This is a genomic window from Acidovorax sp. A1169 (genome assembly GCF_030704685.1).
GTDB lineage: Bacteria > Pseudomonadota > Gammaproteobacteria > Burkholderiales > Burkholderiaceae_C > Acidovorax.
Window position 1 is genome coordinate 339,295 of the sequence record NZ_JAUZDX010000003.1, and the last position, 20,607, is coordinate 359,901.

Sequence of the window (20,607 nt, forward strand, 5' to 3'; positions counted from 1 at the left end):
AAGACGGGCCGGATTTACTTGGGATTGAGGTTCAGGGCTTCGAGCGTCGGGCCCCAGGCCTTGGTGTCGCGGCGCGCCACGTCCATAAGTTGGCTGGCAGGGCCGGCCATGGAGATCGCATTCATGCCCTTGAGCTTGGCCTGCACCTCGGCGCTGGCATGGAAGGCGCGCGTGCCCTCGTGCAGCTTGGCAATGATGGCGGGCGGCGTGCCGGCCTTGGCGACGATGCCGCTCCAGCCCATGGTGTCGAAGTCCTTCACTCCCAGCTCGTTGGCGGCGGGCACGTCGGGCAGCTCGGGCAGGCGCGAGGGGGCCAGCACCACCAGGGGCACGATCTTGCCGTTCTTGATGTGCGGCAGCGCCGAGCCGCCCACGGGCGCCATCACCTGCGTCTGCCCGCCGATGGTGGCCATGAGCCCGTCGGGCTCGCCCTTGAAGGGCACATGCACCATGCTGATACCGAGCTTCTTCTGCAGCAGCTCGACCGCCAGCTGGGTCGAATTGCCCAGACCCGAGGACGAGAAGTTGAGCTTGTCGGGGTTCGCCTTGGCGTACTTCACCAGGTCGTCGAGCGACTTGAAACCCGTGGCCGGGTTGGCCACCAGGATGAAGGGTACGGTGCTGAGCATGCCCACGCCCACGAAGTCCTTCTCGGGGTCGTAAGGCAGCGGCTTGTAGACGAACTTGTTGAGCACCATCTGCGAGACGCCGCCGAACATCAGCGTGTAGCCATCGGCCGGCTGGCCCAGCACCTGCTGCGCGGCGATGATGCCGCCGGCACCGGGCTTGTTCTCCACCGTGATGGTGGCGTTGATGGCCTTGCCCGCATGCTCGGCCCACAGCCGCGCCACGGTGTCGGAGCTGCCGCCCGCCTGCTGCGAGACGACCAGGCGGATCGGGCGACTGGGGTAGTTGGCATCTTGCGCCTGGGCGGCAGGCAGAGCGGCCAGCGACAGGGCGAGCGCCACGGCCTTGGCGGCAGCAGCAAAGCAGAAAGGTTTCTTCATATCGGCAGATCTCCGGGAGGTGGGCGGCTTGAGGGTGGCAGCAGCATGAAAGAAAGCGCTGCAGGCATGCCGGCAATTATTCGGTGCCGTCGCCCAGGCGAACAGTGAATTCGCGCGATGGATCCATTAGCATTCACTCATGACTACCTATTACCAAGTGGCATGGGCCCGCCGGCTCAAGGTGAAGCATCTGGAATCGTTCATGGTGCTGGACGACGCCGGCACCCTCACCGAGGCCGCCGCGCGCATGCACATGACGCAGTCGGCCATGTCGCACTGGCTGGCAGACCTGGAGGAGCTGGTGGGCACCCAGTTGGTCACGCGCGGGCGGCGCATCCAGCTCACGCCAGCCGGCATCATCATGAAGCGCCTGGCCATCAGCGTGCTGGGCGACATCTCGCGCACCCAGGCCGAGCTGGGCGCCCTGGCCGAGGGCCGCACCGCGCGCCTGCACATCGGCAGCGTATGGGCCGGCGTGGCGCGCGCCATACCGCAGGCGCTGGTCGAGTTCCAGGCCCTGTACCCCTACATCTCGGTCACCGTGTCCGAGAGCCCGCTGACCCAGTTGCTCGAAGGCATCGACAACAAGCAGCTCGACGTGGCGGTGTGCTCCCTGGACTCACGCGCCTACAAGGACGGGCTGGAGCACCGCGAGCTGTTCGACGACAACGTCTGCCTGGTGGTGGGCCGTGCCAGCCGCCATTGGGACGCCAAGGCCCCCATCCGCCTGATCGACCTGGTCCACGATAACTGGATCATGCCGCCCAAGGGCACGCTCACCCGCTCACAGCTCGATGCGGCCCTGCTCGACGCCGGCGCCACCTGGCTGCTGCCCAAGGTCGAAACAGCCGCCATCACCACCCTGCAGGCCCTGGTGCACCAGGGCGACTACATCGGCGTGTGCTCCGAGGCCATGGCCGAGTACCAGGTGGCTTTGGGCAATATGCGCATCCTGCCGCTGGACCGGACGATCCGCTTCGGGCCGGTGGGGGTGGTCTGGGCGAAGGACAACACGGCGGAGGCGGTGCGGTTGTTTGTGGAGCATATTGCGGCGGTGGTGGGGCGGGCGGGTTGAGCTGGCACGGCAACGCCAAACCTGCCGACGTGCGCCGCAAATTTCAGCTACTTCTAAAACGATAAGTCAGTCTTGCACGAGTTGCCCCATTGAATGGAACTACGGTGGAGGAAGTTCCGCCTTCCCGACAGTCCGACTTGCCATCTCCGCCAGAATTGGATGCTCCTGCCAAGGATGGCCAATAAGCATCAAGGCCCCATCCTGCTGAAGCGCCAAGCGCCTCACCATATCGGCTCCACCCTTTGAGATCAGCACTATCCATTCAGTGTGCAGATAGATCATTGAGTAGGACGTTCTTCTGTCTCTGATATCGCGTTTGGGGTAACCATTGAAGTGCATTAAGCTGCCATCCCGTTTGTCGAACAGTATCAATCCAGCGACCGCATACTGCTGGGTTTCACCAGGATCACCCTCCAGAATCATTCGGCGAAGAACAGCCTCGTGAGGCCCAAGCTGCACCCCGCGAAGTTCGACTAATTGGCTGATGCCCGCGCGGAACAGATTAAGAAGGTGAAACAACTTGAACGTTGAATAGTCGACCTTTGCTTGAATCATCGTCCCAGGTACCCATGGCTCCACTGGGCGTAATTTTTTCCAAGTATCTCGGAAAGGCACTTCATAGTTAGTATTGCAAAAGGCCTCGCATTCCGTGCACAGTAGCTCTTCCTTCAGGCCATCCTGACGTGGTTCAACCCCATAGCGTCCTCTACCATGGACCTCGAGCAAGTGTCCCTTTGCGCCTCGAAGCGGTTTAGCTACTGATTTCGGAAATATGTGACTTTTTTGAAGCAAGCCCTCCCTAAGGCACAGCTTGCAAAGACCAAGTTTCATACACCCCCCAGAATTTCGCTCAGAACAATCCAGCCGGCTTGGCAAGGCGATCCCAACTGTAAATGACCAGTGAGCCAAGCTCCACCCGGTTGGCGTTGCCTGTCACGCTGTAGTCGATGCGCAGTTCCTACTCGTCGGAGATGCCGATGGGCCCGATTCGATATTGACGTAGGGCAACCGGGACACGCGGCTTGCGTGGTCCAATCCATGCCCCGCCCAGTGACTCCCTCGCCATGACCAGCCACGCCCCCTCAGCCGCCACAATGCCAAACGCATCACCCGCAGCGCCCTCGCCGGCCCTGCCCACAGCCGCCCCGCCCGCCCCCCACACCCCCACCGAAGACGCCATCGCCATCTTCACCGGCGTGCTCCTGATCTCCGTGGGCGTAGCCTTCTTCACCAGTGCCGGGCTGCTCACGGGCGGCACGGCGGGGCTGGCGTTTCTGGCGCACTACGCCACGGGCATCGGCTTTGGCAAGCTGTTCTTTGTGATCAACCTGCCGTTCTACTGGCTGGCGCTGCGCAAGCTGGGGCGGGCGTTCACGGTGAAGACCTTCATCGCGGTGCTGTTGCTGTCGGCGCTGACGGAGCTGCAGTCGCAGTTGCTGCAGTTCGCGCAGCTGCAGCCGCTGTACGCGGCGATTGCAGGCGGCACCATCACGGGCACGGGGTTTTTGGTGCTGTTCAGGCACCGCTGCAGCCTGGGCGGCGTGGGCATTGCCGCGCTGTACCTGCAGGACCGCTATGGCTGGCGCGCGGGCAAGATCCAGATGGCGGTGGACTGCTGCATTGTGCTGCTGGCGCTTTTCACGGTGGAGCCGCTGCGCGTGCTTTGGTCGATTGCGGGGGCGGTGGCGCTGAACCTGGTGCTGGCCATCAACCACCGGCCGGGGCGGTACATGGGGACCTGAGCACCTTCACGCCGACACGGGCTCGAAACCTGCATATGCAGGGATGCGCTCAGGGCGCTGGCACGGTCCGATTGGTGGGCTTTTCAATGCCGATGGCCTGCAGGCGCTGGTCGCCGCTGCGCAGCAGGCGCTCCACGTCGGCATCCGACAGCACCGCTTGGATATAGCTGAAATCCGAACCCCACTGCGGTGTTCCGATGACGGTGTAGGGATCGAGCACGCTGTCCATAAGGCGTTGGTTGGACCTGCGGTACGGCGCCACACTGGCAGGGGTGCTGGCCATGTAGGCGCGTTTCAGCGACAGAGACACGCGTGTCTGCCCCGCACCCTGTGGGTTGCCGTAGGGTTGCGCGCTGATGTAGGCAGGGCGCATGGGCAGATAGCCCACGGGCCGCATTGCGATGATGCCCCGCTGCTCCCCGGCCAGTTCTGCCAGCCCTTGTTCGTTGGCCCGCAGCAGCATGGTGCCATTGCGCTCCACCCCCGAAATGTCCAGCACGGTGATGGCGCCGCTCGCAGTGGTGGCGGGCGGGGGGTACATGGGCACGCCCAGCACGGTCAGCAAGGCCAGTGCGGACTGCACGGCTGTGCGCTGTTGCTCCGGGGTCTGGATCAGTTGGCTGGCTTCGCCGGTGTGGCGGTCGATGTCAAACTCGGTACCGGGCACATCGACGGTGATTTCTACATCCACCTTGCCGTTGGTGCTCTGGCGCAGGCGGCGCTCGATCTCGTCCAGGCCGTTTTCCCTGGACAGGAATGTGTCGTACCACCACTCACGGCCTATGGCCACCCTGCGCGCGGTACCGCTGGCCTGCAGTATCTCCAGGCCCGGCTCGGTCACCCACAGGATGACGCCGCCCAGCGGGTTGACCCTGCGCCCGCCCGGCAGCACCTCGCTGCCCAGTTCGGTCACCACCTGCTGGATGCGCGCCTGCAGCTCCACCGCCCGGCGGTCGGCCGGCATGGTGAGGGCATCGAACCCCGCCATGACCCACACGTACACCGGTGCATTGCCCGTGCCGAAGCGCTTGAGCCGGTCGCGCATCTCGTCGTATTCGTAAGGGCTGGTCTTTTGCGCATGAACGGCTTGCAGGGCGGTGAGCGCGATCAGGGCCAGCAGGGCCAGGGCGTTGCGAAGTCGCATGGGTCTCCAGTGCAAACGGATGGACTGGAGCTTGTACCCTGAAGATGGGCCGAAGGCCAGCACCAAAATGGGTGGTGACAGCGGCGGTGGCCATGGCCTCGCCCGATGCCCGCGTCCTGGCCGCTTCGGTCAGGACACCGTATCCGAAAAATCCGGCCGCACGTCCACCGGCGTCCACTCCATGTCGCCGCAGATGATCAGGCGCTGCCCGTGCTGCTCGAAGCCCACGGACAGCGTGATGCACATGCTCAGGCTCTGCATGGTGCGGTAGGGGCGCGTGACCTGGACCACGCCGGTGTCGCCCAAGGCACGCCGAAAGTACGGCCGGCGCGACCAGCGGGCGCCCGTGGTGTCGCGCAGCGGGGCGAAGGCATCGCGCTCGGCCAGCACCGGCCCGTGCCCCCGCGAGAAAAGGTTGGTACCTACCTGGTGGCCGCTGGCGTCCAGCAGGTAGCAGACGTCGGCATTGGGCAGCCCGAGAAAGGCGGCGCAGGCTTCGGCCAGGGAGGCGCCGGCCTGCATGCGGGTGCAGGCATGGAGCATGGCCTGCACATAGGGCTGCAGGCGGTCGCGGTACTCGCGGCGCTGATCGTGCCAGCGGTCGCCGCACAGGGCCCAGGTTTCTTCGATCTCTGCGCAAGTATGGGCCGGCGGCAGCAGTTGCGCGGCGGGCCGGCCGAAGAAGTAGCCCTGCACGAAGTCGGTGTCGGAGTCGAGCGCGATGACGGCTTCCTCACGCCGCTCGATGCCTTCCATGAGGACCAGCGCACCGCATTCGTGCAGCAGCGAGACCATCTGGGTGGTCACGCGCCGCACGGTCTGGCTCTGCGCGGCCTTGACGACCACGCTGCGGTCGAGCTTGACCAGCGTGGGTGCCAGGGTGAACACCCGGTCGAAGTTGGAGTGGCCGGCGCCGAAGTCGTCCAGCGCCAGCAGAAAGCCCTGGGCCTTGAGCTCGCGCACCTGCGCTTCGAGGTCGACGTGGTCATCGATCGCGGTCTCCAGGATCTCGACGACGATCTGGTGGGGCGCCAGGCCCGATTGGCGGCAGACCTGCAACAGGCGCTGCGAGGCAGACATGGCATTGCCGCTGGAGAAGATGGATGCATCCACGTTCAAAAAAAGCCAGTGCGCCTGCCGGGGAAAGCGCGCAAAGCTGCCGGCGTGCAGCTCGCAGGCGGCCACATCGAGCGCGGTCTGCTCTTCGACCGACTGGCAGCGGGCGAAGAGTTCGGGCGGCGGCACGGGCGTGCCGTCGGGCGTGGTACCCCGGAGCAGGGCCTCGTAGCCGACCACACGGCGATGGGCCAGGCTGAAGATCGGCTGGAAGTGGGACTTGAGCGCAATTGTCACGGGAGGGGCGCTCGGCCGATGCACGGACCGCCCTTGTTGGCGGGCCTGGGCGCGTTGGAGACTGCAGGCTGGGGTTGGTGCATGGGTGTCGGCGGGTCTGAATGCCTATTTTTTCACTATCTCTCTGTGGAGCCGCGCTCACAGAATGGGGCCTGGGCTCCAGGAGCCTGGTCGGCGGTCAGGCCATGCCCGAAAAGGCATTCACCGTATCAGCATTTTCCGTGCCATGCACTGCAGCCTGGGCATGGCCGCGCGGTACCTGCAAGGCCGCCATGGCTGGCGAGTGGGCTGCGGCTGCTAGGAGCGTGCGCGGCAGAAGGCATCGAAGCGAAACGTCCGAAAACCGAGGATCGCTGGGTAGTACCGACAAGCCCAGGGTGGACCCCTGGGAGCCGGAGGTGATACCCGGCGAGACCGGTTTGTCGGGCGTTGCAGCCGATGCTCCTTCTGCCGCGCACGCTCCTAGGGGTTCACCGCATACCGCTGCGCCATCAGCTGCTCGAAGTTCTCCAACGGCACCGGCCGGCTGAACAGGTAGCCTTGCCACAGGTTGCAGCCGTGCTGCGCCAGGAATTCGCGCTGGGCCGTGGTCTCCACGCCCTCGGCGATGACGTCGATGCCCAGGCTCTGCGCCATGCCGATGATGGTCTGCACGATGAGCGCGTCGGTTTGCTGGATGCCGATGTTGCGCACGAAGCTCTGGTCGATCTTGAGCTGGTCCAGCGGCAGCCGCGTGAGGTAGGACAGCGAGGACTGCCCGGTGCCGAAGTCGTCCATCGAGAAGCCCACGCCCAGCGCGCGCAGCGCGTTCATCCTGGCGATGGTCTGCTGCACGTTGTCCAGCGCCATGCTCTCGGTCAGCTCCAGCTTGAGGTGGTCGGCGCGGGCGCCGGTTTCACTGAGCACGGCAAACACATGGTCCACGAAGTCGCCCTGGCGGAACTGGCGCGCGCTCACGTTCACGGCCAGCTGCAAGTGGCTGCGCGCGGGGTCGTCCTGCCATTGGCGCAGTTGCCGGCAGGCGGTGCGCAGCACCCATAGGCCGATGGCCAGGATCTGCCCGGTCTCTTCGGCCAGCGGGATGAACTCGCCGGGCATGACCAGGCCGCGCTCGGGGTGCTGCCAGCGGATCAGCACCTCGGCACCGATGGCCCGCGCCCCCTGCCCCACCTGCACCTGGTAGTACAGGCGAAACTGGTCCTCGGCCAGGGCCGTGCGCAGGTCGTTCTCCATCGCGGCGCGGGCCGTCACGGCGGCCTGCATGCGCGGGTCGAAAAAGCGCACGGCGTTGCGCCCTGCGGTCTTGGCGGCGTACATGGCCAGGTCGGCACGCTTCATGAGCTCGTCCACCGACTGGCTCTGCCCGCTGAACAGCACCGCACCGATGCTCGGCGTGCTGTGAACGTGGTGCATCGCCAACTGGTAGGGCTGGTTCAGCGCTTCCAGGATTTTGTTGCCCACGCCCTGCGTGTGCTCGGCGGCCTCGGTGGGCTCGCTGCTCATGCCCTTGAGCAGCAGCAAAAACTCGTCGCCGCCCAGGCGCGCCACGGTGTCGCCCTCGCGCACGCAGGCCTTCAGGCGCTGGGCCACCTGCTGCAGCAGCACGTCGCCCATGTCGTGGCCCAGGGTGTCGTTGAGGGTCTTGAAGTGGTCCAGGTCCAGGCACAGCAGCGCGCCGTACTGGCCCGAGCGGGCGCTGCTGGCAAAGGCCTGCTGCAGCCGGTCCATCATCAGGCGGCGGTTGGGCAGCAGGGTGAGCGGGTCGTAGAAGGCCAGGTGCTCGATCTCCCGGGCGGCGGCGGCCTTCTGCGTGATGTCGCTCAGCGAGGCCACGTAGTGCGTGAGCCGCCCCTGGGCGTCCTTGACGGCCGTGATGCCCATCTGGTGCAGGTTCACCTGCCCATCCTTGCAACGGTTCCAGATTTCGCCGCTCCACTCGCCCGCGCTGTCCAGGGTCCGGCGCAGACTGGCAAAAAAGGCCTCGTCGTGCTGCCCCGAGGCGAGAAAGCTGGCACGCCGGCCCACGGCATCGGCACTGTCGTAGCCGGTGATCTTGGTGAAGGCGCGGTTGGTGCGCAGGATCACGGTGTCGGCATCGGTGACCAGCATGCCCTCTTGCGACTCGAAGGCGATGGCGGCGATGCGCAACTCCCGTTCTGCGTTCTTGCGCTCGGTGATGTTGTTGCCGATGCCCCGGTAGCCCAGGAAAGTGCCGTCTGCGCCGAACATCGGCGTGCCGCTCACCGAGACCCACTCAACCGCACCGCCCGTGGAGTGGCGGGGGTACTCGAAATCGCGGAACTCGCGGTGCTCGCGCAGGGTTTGTTCGTGCTGCTCCCAGTCCACCGCAATGCCGTCCGACGCAGCGACCCCGCCGCCGTCATCGGTAGCCACCTCGCGCCGGGTCTTGCCCACATGCCACTGGGGGCCCGGCAGCGTGCGCCTGGCGGCCTCGCCCTCCAGGGTCACGAACCGCATCTGCGCGTCCTGCTCCCAGTACCAGTCCGAGGACAGCATGGTGAGCGTACGAAACCGCGCCTCGTTGTCTTCCAGCTGGCGGCGCACGCTGTACGATTCGGTGACGTCGCTGAACACCAGCACCACCCCGGTGATATCGCCTGCGGCATTGCGGATCGGGGCCGCACTGTCGGCAATCTGGTACTCGGTGCCGCCCCGGGCGATCAGCGTGGTGTGGTTGGACAGCTCCACCACCTGGCCGCTGGCCATGACCAGTTGCACCGGATCCTTCGACGGCTCGCGGGTGTGCGCGTTGACGATGCGAAAGATGTCGGTCAGCGGGCGGCCTTGCGCCTCGCGCAGCGGCCAGCCGGTCATCTGCTCGGCCACGCCGTTCATGCGCACCACCAGGCCCCGGTGATCGGTGGCCACCACCGCATCGCCGATGGAGTGCAGGGTGATGGCCAGGTTTTCCTCGCTCTGGCGCAGTTCGCCCTCGGCCTGCTGGCGCGCCTGGGCCATGTGGTTGAAGCGCTGCGCCAGCTGAGCCAGCTCGCGAAAGCCCGTCTCGGGCACCGCAGCCACCTGCTGGCCCTGGGCGAGCTGGTCGGTGGCCCGCAGCAGCCGTGCCAGCGGCTTGCCCACGCCGCGGCGCACCCCTTCGTGCGCCAGCACGAACGAGGCCAGCAAGCCCAGCAGCAAAAAGCCGATGTCGCGCCACATCTGTTGCGTGGTCCGGGCATACAGCGCGTCGAGCGGCATCGACAGGCGCATGGTGGCCACCGGCCTGCCCTGGGATTCGAGCAGGGGCCGCGCCACTTCGATGTAAGGGGCATCGCCATGCGTCTCCAACACGGTGGCGCCGCCTTGCACGGCTTGTGCACCGGCCCCCGCCCGGGGCAGTTCGGGCTGAGTGCCAAGCTCCTGTGGATCGGGCGGAAAACGCGCGATCACCCGGCCATCGGGGTCGAGCACGCGGGCCACCGCCCCCTCGGGCAGGCCCAGTTCGTGCAGGCGACGGCTCCACCAGTCAAGCGACACCACCGCCACGGCGGCGCCCAGCACCGCACGGGTCTCGGGGTCAATCACCGGCTGCGCGAAATTCACGCTGGCCACACCGACCGCCTTGTCCACTTGGAATACACCTACCGAGAACTCGCGCGCGACGATGGCCCGCAGGAAGTAGGGCCGGTTGGTGACGTTCACCGGAGCCCTGAGCGGCACCGCGCTGCACAGCAAATCCCCGTCGGCGCGGGGCAGGCCGATGTTGACGTAGGTGGCGTTGAGCGCCAGCACCTCCGCCAGGTACTGCGAGCAATCGGGGGCATCGAGCTGTTGCGCCCGGCGGGTCGTGGCCAGTTGCTGCAGAAAGGTCCGGGTGGTGTCGATCAGACTCTGCTGGCTGTAGGCCATGGTGCGGGTGATCAGCAGCGCATTTTCGCGCGCGGCGGCCAGCGCCTCGTCACGGTTGGCTCGAGCCTGGTAGGCCACCAGCACCAGGGCGGGCAGCGTGGCCACCAGGATCAGCAGCCGTATCCTGGCAGACAGGGAGCCCGTAGCCAACGGCGGCAAAGCACGCATGGGGCCTTTCGCGATAGAGGAAGGATGGTTTCTGAACCGGCCTGACCCTGTGGCCCTGGCAACCGGTCCGCCGTCACCTGCCAAGGCAGGCAGGCGGCAGCCATACGAACATCTGGATACATCGTACCCCTGGATTGGCGCTCGCGCCGGGTTTGCGGGTAAACCATGGGACAAGCTGGAGCAAGGGCAAAGGTCTTATCATTGCGGCATGCGTCGCGGCCCCTTGTTCTATCTGCTGATGGTGGTGCTGGTCCTTCGGGGCCTGATGGGCACCGCCATGGCCGCAGGCATGCTGCCCATGCAGCATGCGCCGGCGGCGGTAGTGCCGGCTGCGGCTGCAGACCACCATGGGCAGCACGGCCACGCATCCACAACCGATGCAGCCCACACCGCAGACCATGGCGGCATGCATGGTGGCGGGCATGGCAGCACCGATGCGGTTGCGCTGGCCTGCGACAGCAGCGCACCCGGCTGCGCCACGCACAACCAGCACGCCAACTGCACGGCCTGCGAGATCTGCCATACGGCCCTGATGGAGCCACCGGCCATGCCGGCCGCCCCCCTGCCCCTGTTGGCCGGCGCTCCACCTGCGGCCGCCACCCCGTTTGACAGCGCCACCGCCGCGCTGGCCATCAAGCCGCCCATAGCCTGATGGTTTGAGCATCCCCAGGGCCTGTTTGGGCCTGTGCGGGAGCGCCTGGCAACACCCCATGCCGCCCACACGGGCGCCCGTGCGGCCCGTTGCTGCGGCGCCTGGGCTTGCACTTGGCCCCCGCCTGGACTGAACAGCGCCCGCCCCGAGCCCGCCCATGCCTGCACGCGCCCAAGGCGCATGCACCGCAGGCCGCAGCGGCGTTCCATTCCCATTTTTCTGGAGACCGCACCATGCGCGACTTCTTCGCTCTTCGCTGGCCCTTGCTGCGCCCCCTGGCGTGGCTGGCCTTGCTCCTGCCCGCGATGGCAGGGGCACAGCCGCCTGCCGACCCGGCCCCGGCGGCCGCACCGCAAGCCCCGCAAGCACCCCAGGCCCCGTTGGCCCATACCCCCATGCAGGTGCAGCTGCCGCTGCCAGGTGCCGATGCGCCGCTGGCCGACTGGCGCGCCGCCCACCAGGCCGTGGCCGCCTTCCCGCGTGGCCACGCCGACATCGTGCGCTGGGAGGCCGGCCAGGGCAGCGCCCCTGCAGCAGCGGCGGCGCCTGCCAGCCCCCACCCGCACGGGGGGCACAAGCCATGAGCCGCAACATTCCCCGCCTGACAGCGCTGGCCTTGGGCGCCCTGCTTGCAGGCTGCGCCAGTGTCTCGCCCGACGGCCTGCGCGGCGACGTGCAGGCCCTTACCCAGGGCCGCACCGGCGCGGCCGATGCCACTCTGCCCGCCGCCGACCCCGCCGCGCGCGGCAAGGCGCGCCAGGCCATCGACGGCTGGCTGGCCCAGCCGCTCACGCAGGATGCGGCCGTGCGCATCGCCCTGCTGCACAACCCTGGCCTGCAGGCCCGCCTGGCGGCGCTGGGCGTGGCCGATGCCGAGCGCGTGCAGGCCATCACCCTGCCCAACCCGCAGTTCTCGATCGCGCGGCTGACCAACAGCCATGAGCGCGAGATCGAGCGCACGCTGGCCTTCAGCCTGCTGGACCTGCTGACCCTGCCCTGGCGCATGGAGCGCCAGGCCGAGCGCATGCAGGTGGCCACCCTGCAAGCCGCCCAGGAGGTGGTGGCCCTGGCCGCCGACACGCGCCGCGCCTGGCTGCGCGCCGTGGCCGCCGAGCAGGTGGCCGCCACGCACGAGCGCATGGTGGAGGCCGCCGAGGCCGGTGCCGAGCTGGCCCAGCGCATGGCCCGCGTGGGCAACTTCAGTCGCCTGCAGCACGCGCGCGAACAGGCCGTGCTGCAGGAGGCCAGCGCCCAGCGCGCACGCGCCCGCCTGGCTGCCGCCGCGGCGCGCGAGCAGCTCAGCCGCAGCATGGGCCTGTGGGGCACGCAGGCCCAGTACCAATTGGCCGGGCAATTGCCGGCGCTGCCAACCACGGCGCTGCCTGCCGATGGGATCGAAGCCACCGCGCTGCGCGAGCGCCTGGACGTGCAGGCCGCGCGCCGCCAGCTCGACACCGAGGCGCGCCAGCAGGGCTGGGCCCGCGCGGGTGCCGTGTTCGGCGATATCGGCATTGCCTACCAGCGCAACACCGCCACCGAGCGCGAGAGCGGCCACCGCGAGACCACGCGCGGCTGGGAGCTCGATGTGCCACTGCCCCTGTTCGACTGGGGCGGCGCCGCGCGCACCCGCGCCCAGGCGCGCGTGGAGCAGAGCGCCGCCACGCTGCAGGACACCGCCGTGCGCGCCCGCAGCGAGGTGCGCAGCGCCTGGCTCACCTACCGCACCGCGCTCGACCTGGCGCGCCAGCAGCGCGATGAGGTGGTGCCGCTGCGCCAGCTCATCGCGGACGAGACCACGCTGCGCTACAACGGCATGCTCGCCAGCGTGTGGGAGCTGCTGGCCGAGGCGCGCGTCAGCACACAGGCGGTGGCCGGCGCCATTGAGGCGCAGCGCGACTTCTGGCTGGCCGAGACCGATCTGCAACTGGCCCTCACGGGCACCTCGCCCGGTGCCTTGCAAGGCCTCGCATCGAGCGCCGCCACCCCTTCCACCCCACCAGGCCATTGACATGCAAAGACGCCATTTCTTCACGGCAGGCGCCGCCACGGCCGTGGCCACCGCCGCCGTCAGCCGCGTGGCCCTGGCCGCGCTACCCGAGCCCGCGATGCAGGCCAGTGCCGACACCGCACCGCCGCTGCACCCGCCCACCGGCCGGCCCTACAACCCCGTGGTCACCCTGAACGGCTGGACCGCGCCCTGGCGCATGAACGCCGGGGTCAAGGAGTTCCACCTGGTGGCCGAGCCCGTGGTGCGCGAGGTTGCGCCGGGCTTTGTGGTCAACATGTGGGGCTACAACGGGCAAAGCCCCGGCCCCACCATCGAGGTGGTGGAGGGCGACCGCGTGCGCATCTTCGTCACCAACCGCCTGCCCGAGCACACCACCATCCACTGGCACGGCCAGCGCCTGCCCAATGGCATGGACGGCGTGGGCGGGCTCAACCAGCCGGCCATCCAGCCGGGCAAGACCTTCGTCTACGAGTTCGTGGCAAGGCGCCCCGGCACCTTCATGTACCACCCGCATGCCGACGAGATGGTGCAGATGGCCATGGGCATGATGGGCCTGTGGATCACCCACCCCCGGGCCGCGCACCCGCACATCGCCACGGTGCAGCGCGACTACGCCTTCTTGCTCAACGCCTTCGACGTGGAGCCCGGGGCGCGCACGCCCAAGGTCAACACCATGCTGGACCACAACATCTGGTGCTGGAACAGCCGGGTCTTTCCGGCCATCAGCCCGCTGGTGGCGCGCCAGGGCGAGCGCGTGCGCATCCGCGTGGGCAACCTCACCATGACCAACCACCCCATCCACATCCACGGCCACGAGTTCGAGGTGACCGGCACCGACGGCGGCCCCGTGCCCAAGGGCGCGCGCTGGCCCGAGGTGACCACCGACGTGGCCGTGGGCCAGATGCGCCAGGTGGAGCTGATCGCCGACGAGCCCGGCGACTGGGCCTTTCACTGCCACAAGAGCCACCACACCATGGGCGCCATGGGGCACGACGTGCCCACCATGATCGGCGTGGACCACAAAGGCCTGGTCGGCAAGATCCAGAAGATCGTGCCCGACTACATGGTGATGGGCGAGCGCGGCATGGCCGACATGGGCGCCATGGAGATGCCGCTGCCCGACAACACCTTCCCCATGATGACCGGCACCGGCCCCTATGGCCCGCTGGAGATGGGCGGCATGTTCACCACCTTCAAGGTGCGTGCCAACCAGGCCGCGGGCGACTACCGCGACCCCGGCCACTACGCCCAGCCGCCGGGCACCCAGGCCTATGAATGGCAGGGCGCGCCCGCCGCCACGCCGGCCCCGCCACGGGCCACCACGCCGGGCACCGCGCCCGGGGCTGCCAATGCACGCAAGCCTGCGGCGACCGGCGGCAGCCACCAGCATTGACTCCACCCAAGGACATACCATGAACAACACCCGACCATTGAACCGCCTGGCCCTGCATCTCGTCGCCGCAGCGGCCCTGCTGACCGGCAGCGCTGCTGCCTGGGCCCATGGCAATGCGCCCCACGCGACAGTGAAGGCCGCCATGTCCGCCCAGCAGCAGGACTGGGGAATTGCCGGCAATGCCAAGGCCGTGCAGCGCACCATCACCCTGCGCATGGGCGACGACATGCGCTTTGCCCCCGCCCACATCGAGGTGCGCGAGGGCGAGACCGTGCGCCTGGTGGTGCAGAACCGGGGCCAGTTGCTGCACGAGATCGTGCTCGGCACGCAGGCCTCGCTGGCGCAGCACGCCGAGATGATGCTCAAGCACCCTGGCATGGAGCACGACGAGCCCTACATGGCCCATGTGAAGGCCGGCCGCAAGGGCGATCTCGTGTGGACCTTCAACCGCCCCGGCCGCTTCGACTTCGCCTGCCTGATCCCCGGCCACTACCAGGCCGGCATGGTGGGCACCATCAATGTGCTGCCCCGCAAGGGCTGACCCTGGAAGAGAAAGGACACCCCATGACTCACACACCAACCGCCAGCACCCGTCGCGCCTGGCTGACCATGCTCGCCGCAACCGCGCTGCCGATGGCAGCAGGGGCATCTGCCCCCACGCCGGTCGAGGTCTGGAAAGACCCGAACTGTGGCTGCTGCCAGGACTGGGTGGACCACATGCAGGCCAATGGCTTTGCCGTGAAGGTGCACGACACCGGCAACAACGCCGTGCGCGCGCGGCTGGGCCTGCCGCAAAAGCTGGGCTCGTGCCACACGGCCCTGGTCGGCGGCTACCTGGTCGAGGGCCATGTGCCCGCCAGCGACGTGCGTGCCCTGCTGCAGCAAAAGCCCAACGCGCTGGGCTTGGCCGTGCCGGGCATGCCCATTGGGTCGCCCGGCATGGATGGCCCCGCCTATGGCGGCCGCAAGGACCGCTATGCGGTGCTGCTGGTCGCACGCAATGGCAGCACCCGCGTTTTCAAGAACTACCCCGGAAATCAGAAGGCATCGACATGACCCACCACACCACCCACCCACTGCGCATCGCCCTGCTCGCCACCACACTCCTTTTCAGCGCAGCAACCGCCTTCGCAGGCGACGACCATGACCATGGCGAGGACCACGGCAGCCATGCCGCCCCTGCCGCTGCCACCGCGGACCTGAGCGAGGGCGAAGTCGTACGCTGGGATGCCGCCAGCGCCAAGGTCACGCTGCGCCACGGCCCCATCCGCAACCTGGACATGCCGCCCATGACCATGGTGTTCCGCATCACCGACCCGGCCCAGGCCGCGCAGGTCAAGGCGGGGGCCAAGGTGCGCTTTCGCGCCGAACAGCAGGCAGGGGCCTATGTGGTGACGCGCATCGAGCCGGTGGCGAACTGAGAGCACACCGCCTTACGACAGAGAACTCACTCCTCCGGCGCCAGCTCCAGCACCTCGCGAAAGCGCTGCGCCTGCAGCATCTCCTGCGCATCGCGCCCCTGCCCCACGAAAATCCGCGCGCCGGCCAGGCCCGTGCCCACGAACTGCGACAGGATGGGCAGCGGCACCGACTGGCCTTCACCGGCAAGCGGCACCTTGCTGGCGGCGGCAGGCACCGGCGAACGCAGCAGGCTCCACTGGCCCTGCTCGTCCAGCTGCACCCAGGTGCTCAGGTCTGCGGTGGCGAAGGCGTAGACGTTGGTGCTGCCGTCGCCCGTCCCGCCCCCCGTCGCAGCACCGAACACGTCCGCGCTGAACGACAGCGTGCGCAGGTTGCCCGCCAGGTGCGCTTTCACACGGAATGGAGGGCGGCTGGCGGTGGCCAAGTTGGGCGTTGCGGGGTCCAGGTCCAGGTCGCCGGTGCCGGCCTCGTTGAGCACGGGGACGGGTTCTGCGGCGTTGGCATACACCCCAGCACCCAACTGGCCTTGGCGCCCCTGGCCCCAGGCCCAGACGGTGCCGTCAGCAAGGCGAAAGTGGATGGTGCCGGTGGATCTGCCGCTCAGCGGGCTGGAGATGACTTCATCGCCGCTGATGGACATCTCCTTGATGGGGGCATGCAGGCGAAAGCGCGTGCCCCGGTGCTCATTGAGATCTCGGCCATAACATTGCGCCGAGCCGTCTTGCAGAACGGCACAGAATGCGTAGTCGCTGCCAGTGTGGATGGACACCGCCTTCTGGCCCAGCGGCAGCGCGGCGGGAACCCGGACCGGGCTCGCGTTCCAGTCAAAAGGAGTTGCCGTGACACCGAATTGCGGCGTTCCGCCCCAGTACAACACCGTTCCAGATGCATCCAGCGCAAAGGATGTTGCATACCCGGTGGCGGCTACCTGCACGATAGAGGGTGGCAAGCCGATCACCTGCCCGGGTGACTGGAATCACGAAAAGCCCTCCTGCCCCGCTGGCTGCTGCACCGCGACAGGGCTGCCGATCGTCCACACCGAGCCGTCCACTCCCACCATTGCAGCGAAGCCCTGCACCGCCGTAGCGACATCCCGCACCAGCGGCATTCCCGTGCTGCGGCTCACCAGGGCCGGCTTGAAGGTGCGGCTGGCAAACTCACCATTGCCGCGGCCGTAGGCACTCCACAGCTGGCCCTGTGCATCCACGCCGAACACGGTGGTCTCGGACACCGCGAGTTTGACCACCGGCGCACCCAGCGCGATCAGCGTCGGCACCTGCCGGAAAGTCCGCCAGTTGATGTTGCTTGTCGGGCTGGCGGCCCCTGCGGCAGCGCCCCAACCGTAGACGCGGCCATCTTCGAGCAACGCAAAGCTGCCGGTGGTACGCGCATGGACGCTCACGGCCTTGCCGGGCAAACGCAATGGCTGCGGGCTGGACGAAGAGCCCTGCGCGCCGTCAAACGGGCCCAGGTGCAGGCTGGTGTTGAGCCCCGTGCCATACAGCCGGCCCTCGCTGGTAATGAACAAGACCCCTTGGGCCTGGGCCGCAAGGCGGGGATCGGGCAGGAAGGCACTGAAGTCCGCCACGCCCGTCGCTATCCGGTTGACCGTGACAGCCGTCCCGTCCGGATTTTCCGACGTGGGATTGCGCCACTGCCACAGGTCGCCGTTTTCCGCGAGTCCCGTGGTGATGTTGCTGCCGCCAAGGTACCCGGCCCGCAGGAAGCGCACGCCCATTTGCTCCAGGGCGGGATAGGGGGCATAGATGGACACGCCGAATTGGCTGCCATCCATGGCGATGCGGGCCGCAGGGCAGACCACCATGGGCGGATTCCCCGAGTCGGGAGGGTAGCCGCGCATCGCGGTTCCCCATTGCCACATGTTGCCATCGACATCCTTCGCATACACCAGGGATGCGGGCGGCGGGTTCCAGCGCGAATGCTCGGGTTGGTAGGACAAGGGTGTCCATACCGTCTGAGAGAACTCCGTGATGCGCGGCAGGCCTCGCATCGCCACCGGAGCGCTGACGCCGGTCGAATCGGAGCATGCCGCCCCCCGCCCCCAGGACCACACGATGCCCTGTTCATCGAGGGCGACGGTGGTATTGGCCTCGTGCTTCAAGCGCACTAGGCGGGCCGGCAGTTGGGCTGCGCGCTGCGGCGATGCGGCATCACCGCCCGTGGGCAGAGGCCCCCACCACCAGGGCTGGCCCTCGCTGTCGATCAGGAACGAAGGCGCGGTGTCGCCCCCGTTGACGATCTCGATCGCGCCGCGAAAGATGAGCTTGGGTTCGGCCCGGTCCGCATGCGTGCCATCGCCCAGTTGCCCCTTGCGGTTGGTGCCCCAGCTCCACACATCGCCCTGGGCATCCAGCAGCAACGCCCCCGTGGCACTGGCCTGCACCTTCCTGGCCTTGACCGGCAGCGCGATCTCGCGCGGAGTGTCGGCGTAGATAGTGCTGCCCTGGCCCAATTGCGCCTGCCGGTTGTCGCCCCAGGCCAGCACGCTGCCATCGGGCTGCAGTGCAAGCCCGTGGCGCGAACCCGTTGCAATGCTCTGCGCCTGCACGGCGCCCGATGAACCCAGGCCCGCCAGCAGCGCGGGCAACAGACAGGCCAAAGCCTGACGCCAGGGTGGTGTCGCCATGGTGATCCTTCCTCTCTTCGCTTTTGTTGCCCCATTGTGGTGCTCCGTGCTTGCGGGACAGGTGATACCCGTCACGTTCAAACGCCCTTAAAACACACCGTTACATCAGGGCCGAAAACAGGTCGATCTACCGGACCTGCTGGCCGCGGTTTTGCACCGCCCATAATCACAGGCCATGACGACGCCAACGACAACCAACTCCGCCTTTTCCAGCCCCCACGACGGCCACCACGACGCCGGCAGCATCACCCGTGTCCCCGGCATCGAGGTCGGCCATTTCACCGACCCGCGCCGCCCCACGGGCTGCACCATGGTCATGGCGCGCGACGGCGCGGTGGGCGGTGTGGACGTGCGCGGCGCCGCCCCCGGCACGCGCGAGACGGACCTGCTCGACCCGTCGAACCTGGTGGAAAAGGTGCACGGCATCATGCTGGCGGGCGGCAGCTCGTGGGGGCTCGATGCCGCCAGCGGCGCGGTGCGCTGGCTGGAAGAGCGCGGCATTGGCTTCGATGTGGTGGTGGGCCGCCTGCCGCTGGTGCCCAGCGCCGTGCTGTTCGACCTGCAGGTGGGCGACATGCGCATACGCCCCGATGCCGCGGCGGGCTATGCGGCGTGCGAGGCCGCCTCGCGCGCCGACCCGGCCGAGGGCAATGTGGGCGCGGGCACGGGAGCGGCCGTGGGCAAGATCTTCGGCATCCACAACGCGATGAAGGGCGGCATCGGCACGGCGTCGGTCACAGTGGATGGAGTCACCGTGGGCGCGCTCATCGCCTGCAACGCCCTGGGCGATGTGATCGACCCCGACACGGCGCAGGTGATCGCCGGCGCCCGCACGGACGATGGCCGCCAGCTGCGCGACACGCGCCGTGCCCTGCTGCGCGGCGAGCTGCCCAAACCCCTGCTGGCCGGCACCAACACCACCATCGGCGTGATCGCGACCGATGCCACCATCACCAAGGTGCAGGCCCACCGCCTGGCCGTGGCCGCGCACGACGGCCTGGCGCGCAGCATCAACCCGGTGCACACCATGTCCGATGGCGACACCTTGTTCACCCTGGGCACGGGCGTCTCGGGCAAGAACCCGGGGATGATGGTGCTGTCGACCATGGCGGCCGAGGCCACAGCGATTGCCACGGCTCGGGCCGTGCGGGCGGCGCGGTCGATCACGACGGCCGAGGGCCTGTACCTGCCGTGTGCGGGTGATCTGAAGTAAGAGCCTGGGGCCTGCTCGGCAGCCCAGGCTGCGCGCTCACACCACTTCTATGCGGTTGCGCCCATTCTTCTTGGCCGCATACAGCCGCTGGTCCACGGCATCGATGAAGTCCGCAGGCTTGGCGTAGCTTCCCGGCGTGGCGGTGCCCACGCCGATGCTCAGCGTCACGCACTGCTCGTGGGGTGACTGTGCGTGGGCGATGGCCTGCTTCTGGATCAGGCGCTGGCAGCGCTCGGCCACCTTGAGGGCGGCGGCGGCATCGGCGCCGGGCAGCAGGATGATGAACTCCTCGCCGCCAAAGCGCGCCACCAGGTCGCGCGGGTTCTCCAGCGCCAGGCTCAGCGTCTGGGCGATGTTGATCAGGCACTTATCGCCCTGGATGTGGCCGTGCAGGTCGTTGTACTGCTTGAAGAAATCGATGTCGAGCATGAGCACCGACACGGGCGCACCGCTGCCGACATTGCGCGCACTCTCCCACTCCAGCTCGATGGCGGAATTGAAGCGGCGCCGGTTGGCGATGTTGGTCAGCCCGTCCTTGAACGAGAGGGCTTCGAGTTCCTTTTGCAGTGCCAGCAGCTTTTCTTCTGTCTTCTTGCGCTCGGTAATGTCGAACATGAAGCCGATCAGTGCCTCGACCTCACCATCGGGCTTGCGCACCACGTGGACCACGTCGCGTATCCACACATAGCCGTTGTCCTTGGTGAGGGCGCGGTAGTCGACCTCGTGGTCCACTCCAGCCCAGCAGCGGTTCGATCTGCGGACCGATGTAGGCGAATTGCATCGTCGCCCAGTCGATCTTCCAGGGGATGGCGCGGGTCGATTCGAGCAGGGTCTTGTAGACCACGCTATCGCTGTCGCCGCTACCGAGTTCTTTCACGTCGGACATGTCCAATGTCATTGCTCCCTGTCGATC

17 protein-coding genes and 1 pseudogene are annotated in these 20,607 nt (G+C 67.7%); 10 read left to right on the forward strand and 8 right to left on the reverse strand.

Annotation, left to right across the window (positions count from 1 at the left end; genetic code table 11):
* Positions 1-14 precede the first annotated feature (14 nt).
* Positions 15-1,007 carry a tripartite tricarboxylate transporter substrate binding protein gene (locus QYL93_RS07720; RefSeq protein ID WP_305743107.1) on the reverse strand — a complete coding sequence of 331 codons (993 nt, stop codon included), beginning with the start codon at positions 1,005-1,007 and terminating at the stop codon, positions 15-17.
* A 139-nt stretch (positions 1,008-1,146) separates the two neighbouring features.
* Between QYL93_RS07720 and QYL93_RS07725 the strand changes: the two genes are divergently transcribed.
* Positions 1,147-2,082 carry a LysR family transcriptional regulator gene (locus QYL93_RS07725; RefSeq protein WP_305743108.1) on the forward strand — a complete coding sequence of 312 codons (936 nt, stop codon included), beginning with the start codon at positions 1,147-1,149 and terminating at the stop codon, positions 2,080-2,082.
* Positions 2,083-2,181: 99 nt separating this feature from the next.
* Here the strand turns inward: QYL93_RS07725 and QYL93_RS07730 are convergent, their stop codons facing one another.
* Entirely contained in the window at positions 2,182-2,913 is a 732-nt protein-coding gene (locus QYL93_RS07730) for a hypothetical protein (RefSeq protein WP_305743109.1), read from the reverse strand.
* A gap of 263 nt (positions 2,914-3,176) precedes the next feature.
* Here QYL93_RS07730 and QYL93_RS07735 point away from each other — a divergent pair, with 263 nt between their 5' ends.
* Complete coding sequence (locus tag QYL93_RS07735) at positions 3,177-3,824, forward strand: YitT family protein (protein WP_305743110.1); 648 nt, start codon at positions 3,177-3,179, stop codon at positions 3,822-3,824.
* Between the two features lie 49 nt (positions 3,825-3,873).
* Here QYL93_RS07735 and QYL93_RS07740 read toward each other — a convergent pair whose 3' ends face one another.
* The 3 genes from QYL93_RS07740 to QYL93_RS07750 form a co-directional block, all read right to left on the reverse strand.
* A complete protein-coding gene (locus tag QYL93_RS07740) occupies positions 3,874-4,968 on the reverse strand; it encodes a hypothetical protein (RefSeq protein WP_305743111.1) in 1,095 nt (364 codons plus the stop codon).
* A gap of 129 nt (positions 4,969-5,097) precedes the next feature.
* Positions 5,098-6,321 (reverse strand): EAL domain-containing protein, encoded by a 1,224-nt coding sequence (locus QYL93_RS07745; protein ID WP_305743112.1) that lies wholly within the window; start codon positions 6,319-6,321, stop codon positions 5,098-5,100.
* A gap of 462 nt (positions 6,322-6,783) precedes the next feature.
* Positions 6,784-10,359 carry an EAL domain-containing protein gene (locus QYL93_RS07750; protein WP_305743113.1) on the reverse strand — a complete coding sequence of 1,192 codons (3,576 nt, stop codon included), beginning with the start codon at positions 10,357-10,359 and terminating at the stop codon, positions 6,784-6,786.
* 208 nt (positions 10,360-10,567) lie between these two features.
* On the opposite strand from QYL93_RS07750, the gene QYL93_RS07755 reads away from it, so the two are divergent.
* The 7 genes from QYL93_RS07755 to QYL93_RS07785 all read left to right on the forward strand — a co-directional run bounded on the left by QYL93_RS07755 (position 10,568) and on the right by QYL93_RS07785 (position 15,833).
* Positions 10,568-11,011, forward strand: coding sequence for a hypothetical protein (locus tag QYL93_RS07755; protein ID WP_305743114.1), 444 nt, complete (start codon positions 10,568-10,570; stop codon positions 11,009-11,011).
* A gap of 233 nt (positions 11,012-11,244) precedes the next feature.
* Positions 11,245-11,595 carry a hypothetical protein gene (locus QYL93_RS07760; protein ID WP_305743115.1) on the forward strand — a complete coding sequence of 117 codons (351 nt, stop codon included), beginning with the start codon at positions 11,245-11,247 and terminating at the stop codon, positions 11,593-11,595.
* Positions 11,592-13,019 (forward strand): TolC family protein, encoded by a 1,428-nt coding sequence (locus QYL93_RS07765; protein WP_305743116.1) that lies wholly within the window; start codon positions 11,592-11,594, stop codon positions 13,017-13,019. Before QYL93_RS07760 ends, QYL93_RS07765 begins: the two co-directional genes overlap by 4 nt.
* Position 13,020: 1 nt before the next feature.
* On the forward strand, positions 13,021-14,412 hold the full coding sequence (locus QYL93_RS07770) for a multicopper oxidase family protein (RefSeq protein ID WP_305743117.1): 1,392 nt from the start codon (positions 13,021-13,023) through the stop codon (positions 14,410-14,412).
* A gap of 19 nt (positions 14,413-14,431) precedes the next feature.
* Entirely contained in the window at positions 14,432-14,953 is a 522-nt protein-coding gene (locus tag QYL93_RS07775) for a cupredoxin family protein (RefSeq protein ID WP_305743118.1), read from the forward strand.
* A 23-nt stretch (positions 14,954-14,976) separates the two neighbouring features.
* Positions 14,977-15,468 (forward strand): DUF411 domain-containing protein, encoded by a 492-nt coding sequence (locus QYL93_RS07780; RefSeq protein ID WP_305743119.1) that lies wholly within the window; start codon positions 14,977-14,979, stop codon positions 15,466-15,468.
* Positions 15,465-15,833 (forward strand): copper-binding protein, encoded by a 369-nt coding sequence (locus QYL93_RS07785; RefSeq protein WP_305743120.1) that lies wholly within the window; start codon positions 15,465-15,467, stop codon positions 15,831-15,833. The genes QYL93_RS07780 and QYL93_RS07785 overlap by 4 nt, the downstream gene beginning before the upstream one ends.
* Before the next feature lie 26 nt (positions 15,834-15,859).
* Here the strand turns inward: QYL93_RS07785 and QYL93_RS07790 are convergent, their stop codons facing one another.
* Together QYL93_RS07790 and QYL93_RS07795 are read right to left on the reverse strand one after the other, a co-directional pair.
* Positions 15,860-16,783 (reverse strand): hypothetical protein, encoded by a 924-nt coding sequence (locus tag QYL93_RS07790; protein WP_305743121.1) that lies wholly within the window; start codon positions 16,781-16,783, stop codon positions 15,860-15,862.
* A 27-nt stretch (positions 16,784-16,810) separates the two neighbouring features.
* Positions 16,811-18,481: an RCC1 domain-containing protein gene (locus QYL93_RS07795; RefSeq protein ID WP_305743122.1), complete on the reverse strand. Its 1,671-nt coding sequence runs from the start codon at positions 18,479-18,481 to the stop codon at positions 16,811-16,813.
* Between the two features lie 175 nt (positions 18,482-18,656).
* Here QYL93_RS07795 and QYL93_RS07800 point away from each other — a divergent pair, with 175 nt between their 5' ends.
* Complete coding sequence (locus QYL93_RS07800) at positions 18,657-19,694, forward strand: P1 family peptidase (protein ID WP_305743123.1); 1,038 nt, start codon at positions 18,657-18,659, stop codon at positions 19,692-19,694.
* A gap of 36 nt (positions 19,695-19,730) precedes the next feature.
* Here QYL93_RS07800 and QYL93_RS07805 read toward each other — a convergent pair.
* Positions 19,731-20,580, reverse strand: a pseudogene (locus tag QYL93_RS07805) (diguanylate cyclase domain-containing protein).
* Between the last annotated feature and the right edge of the window lie 27 nt (positions 20,581-20,607).

Excerpts from the sequence above, each read along its gene's own strand:
- QYL93_RS07740 (WP_305743111.1), bottom strand. The coding sequence starts at position 4,968 with ATGCGACTTCGCAACGCCCTGGCCCTGCTGGCCCTGATCGCGCTCACC.
- QYL93_RS07785 (WP_305743120.1), top strand. The coding sequence starts at position 15,465 with ATGACCCACCACACCACCCACCCACTGCGCATCGCCCTGCTCGCCACC.
- QYL93_RS07765 (WP_305743116.1), top strand. The coding sequence starts at position 11,592 with ATGAGCCGCAACATTCCCCGCCTGACAGCGCTGGCCTTGGGCGCCCTG.
- QYL93_RS07775 (WP_305743118.1), top strand. The coding sequence starts at position 14,432 with ATGAACAACACCCGACCATTGAACCGCCTGGCCCTGCATCTCGTCGCC.
- QYL93_RS07750 (WP_305743113.1), bottom strand. The coding sequence starts at position 10,359 with ATGCGTGCTTTGCCGCCGTTGGCTACGGGCTCCCTGTCTGCCAGGATA.
- QYL93_RS07795 (WP_305743122.1), bottom strand. The coding sequence starts at position 18,481 with ATGGCGACACCACCCTGGCGTCAGGCTTTGGCCTGTCTGTTGCCCGCG.
- QYL93_RS07770 (WP_305743117.1), top strand. The coding sequence starts at position 13,021 with ATGCAAAGACGCCATTTCTTCACGGCAGGCGCCGCCACGGCCGTGGCC.
- QYL93_RS07800 (WP_305743123.1), top strand. The coding sequence starts at position 18,657 with ATGACGACGCCAACGACAACCAACTCCGCCTTTTCCAGCCCCCACGAC.
- QYL93_RS07725 (WP_305743108.1), top strand. The coding sequence starts at position 1,147 with ATGACTACCTATTACCAAGTGGCATGGGCCCGCCGGCTCAAGGTGAAG.
- QYL93_RS07735 (WP_305743110.1), top strand. The coding sequence starts at position 3,177 with ATGCCAAACGCATCACCCGCAGCGCCCTCGCCGGCCCTGCCCACAGCC.
- QYL93_RS07730 (WP_305743109.1), bottom strand. The coding sequence starts at position 2,913 with ATGAAACTTGGTCTTTGCAAGCTGTGCCTTAGGGAGGGCTTGCTTCAA.
- QYL93_RS07755 (WP_305743114.1), top strand. The coding sequence starts at position 10,568 with ATGCGTCGCGGCCCCTTGTTCTATCTGCTGATGGTGGTGCTGGTCCTT.
- QYL93_RS07720 (WP_305743107.1), bottom strand. The coding sequence starts at position 1,007 with ATGAAGAAACCTTTCTGCTTTGCTGCTGCCGCCAAGGCCGTGGCGCTC.
- QYL93_RS07760 (WP_305743115.1), top strand. The coding sequence starts at position 11,245 with ATGCGCGACTTCTTCGCTCTTCGCTGGCCCTTGCTGCGCCCCCTGGCG.
- QYL93_RS07780 (WP_305743119.1), top strand. The coding sequence starts at position 14,977 with ATGACTCACACACCAACCGCCAGCACCCGTCGCGCCTGGCTGACCATG.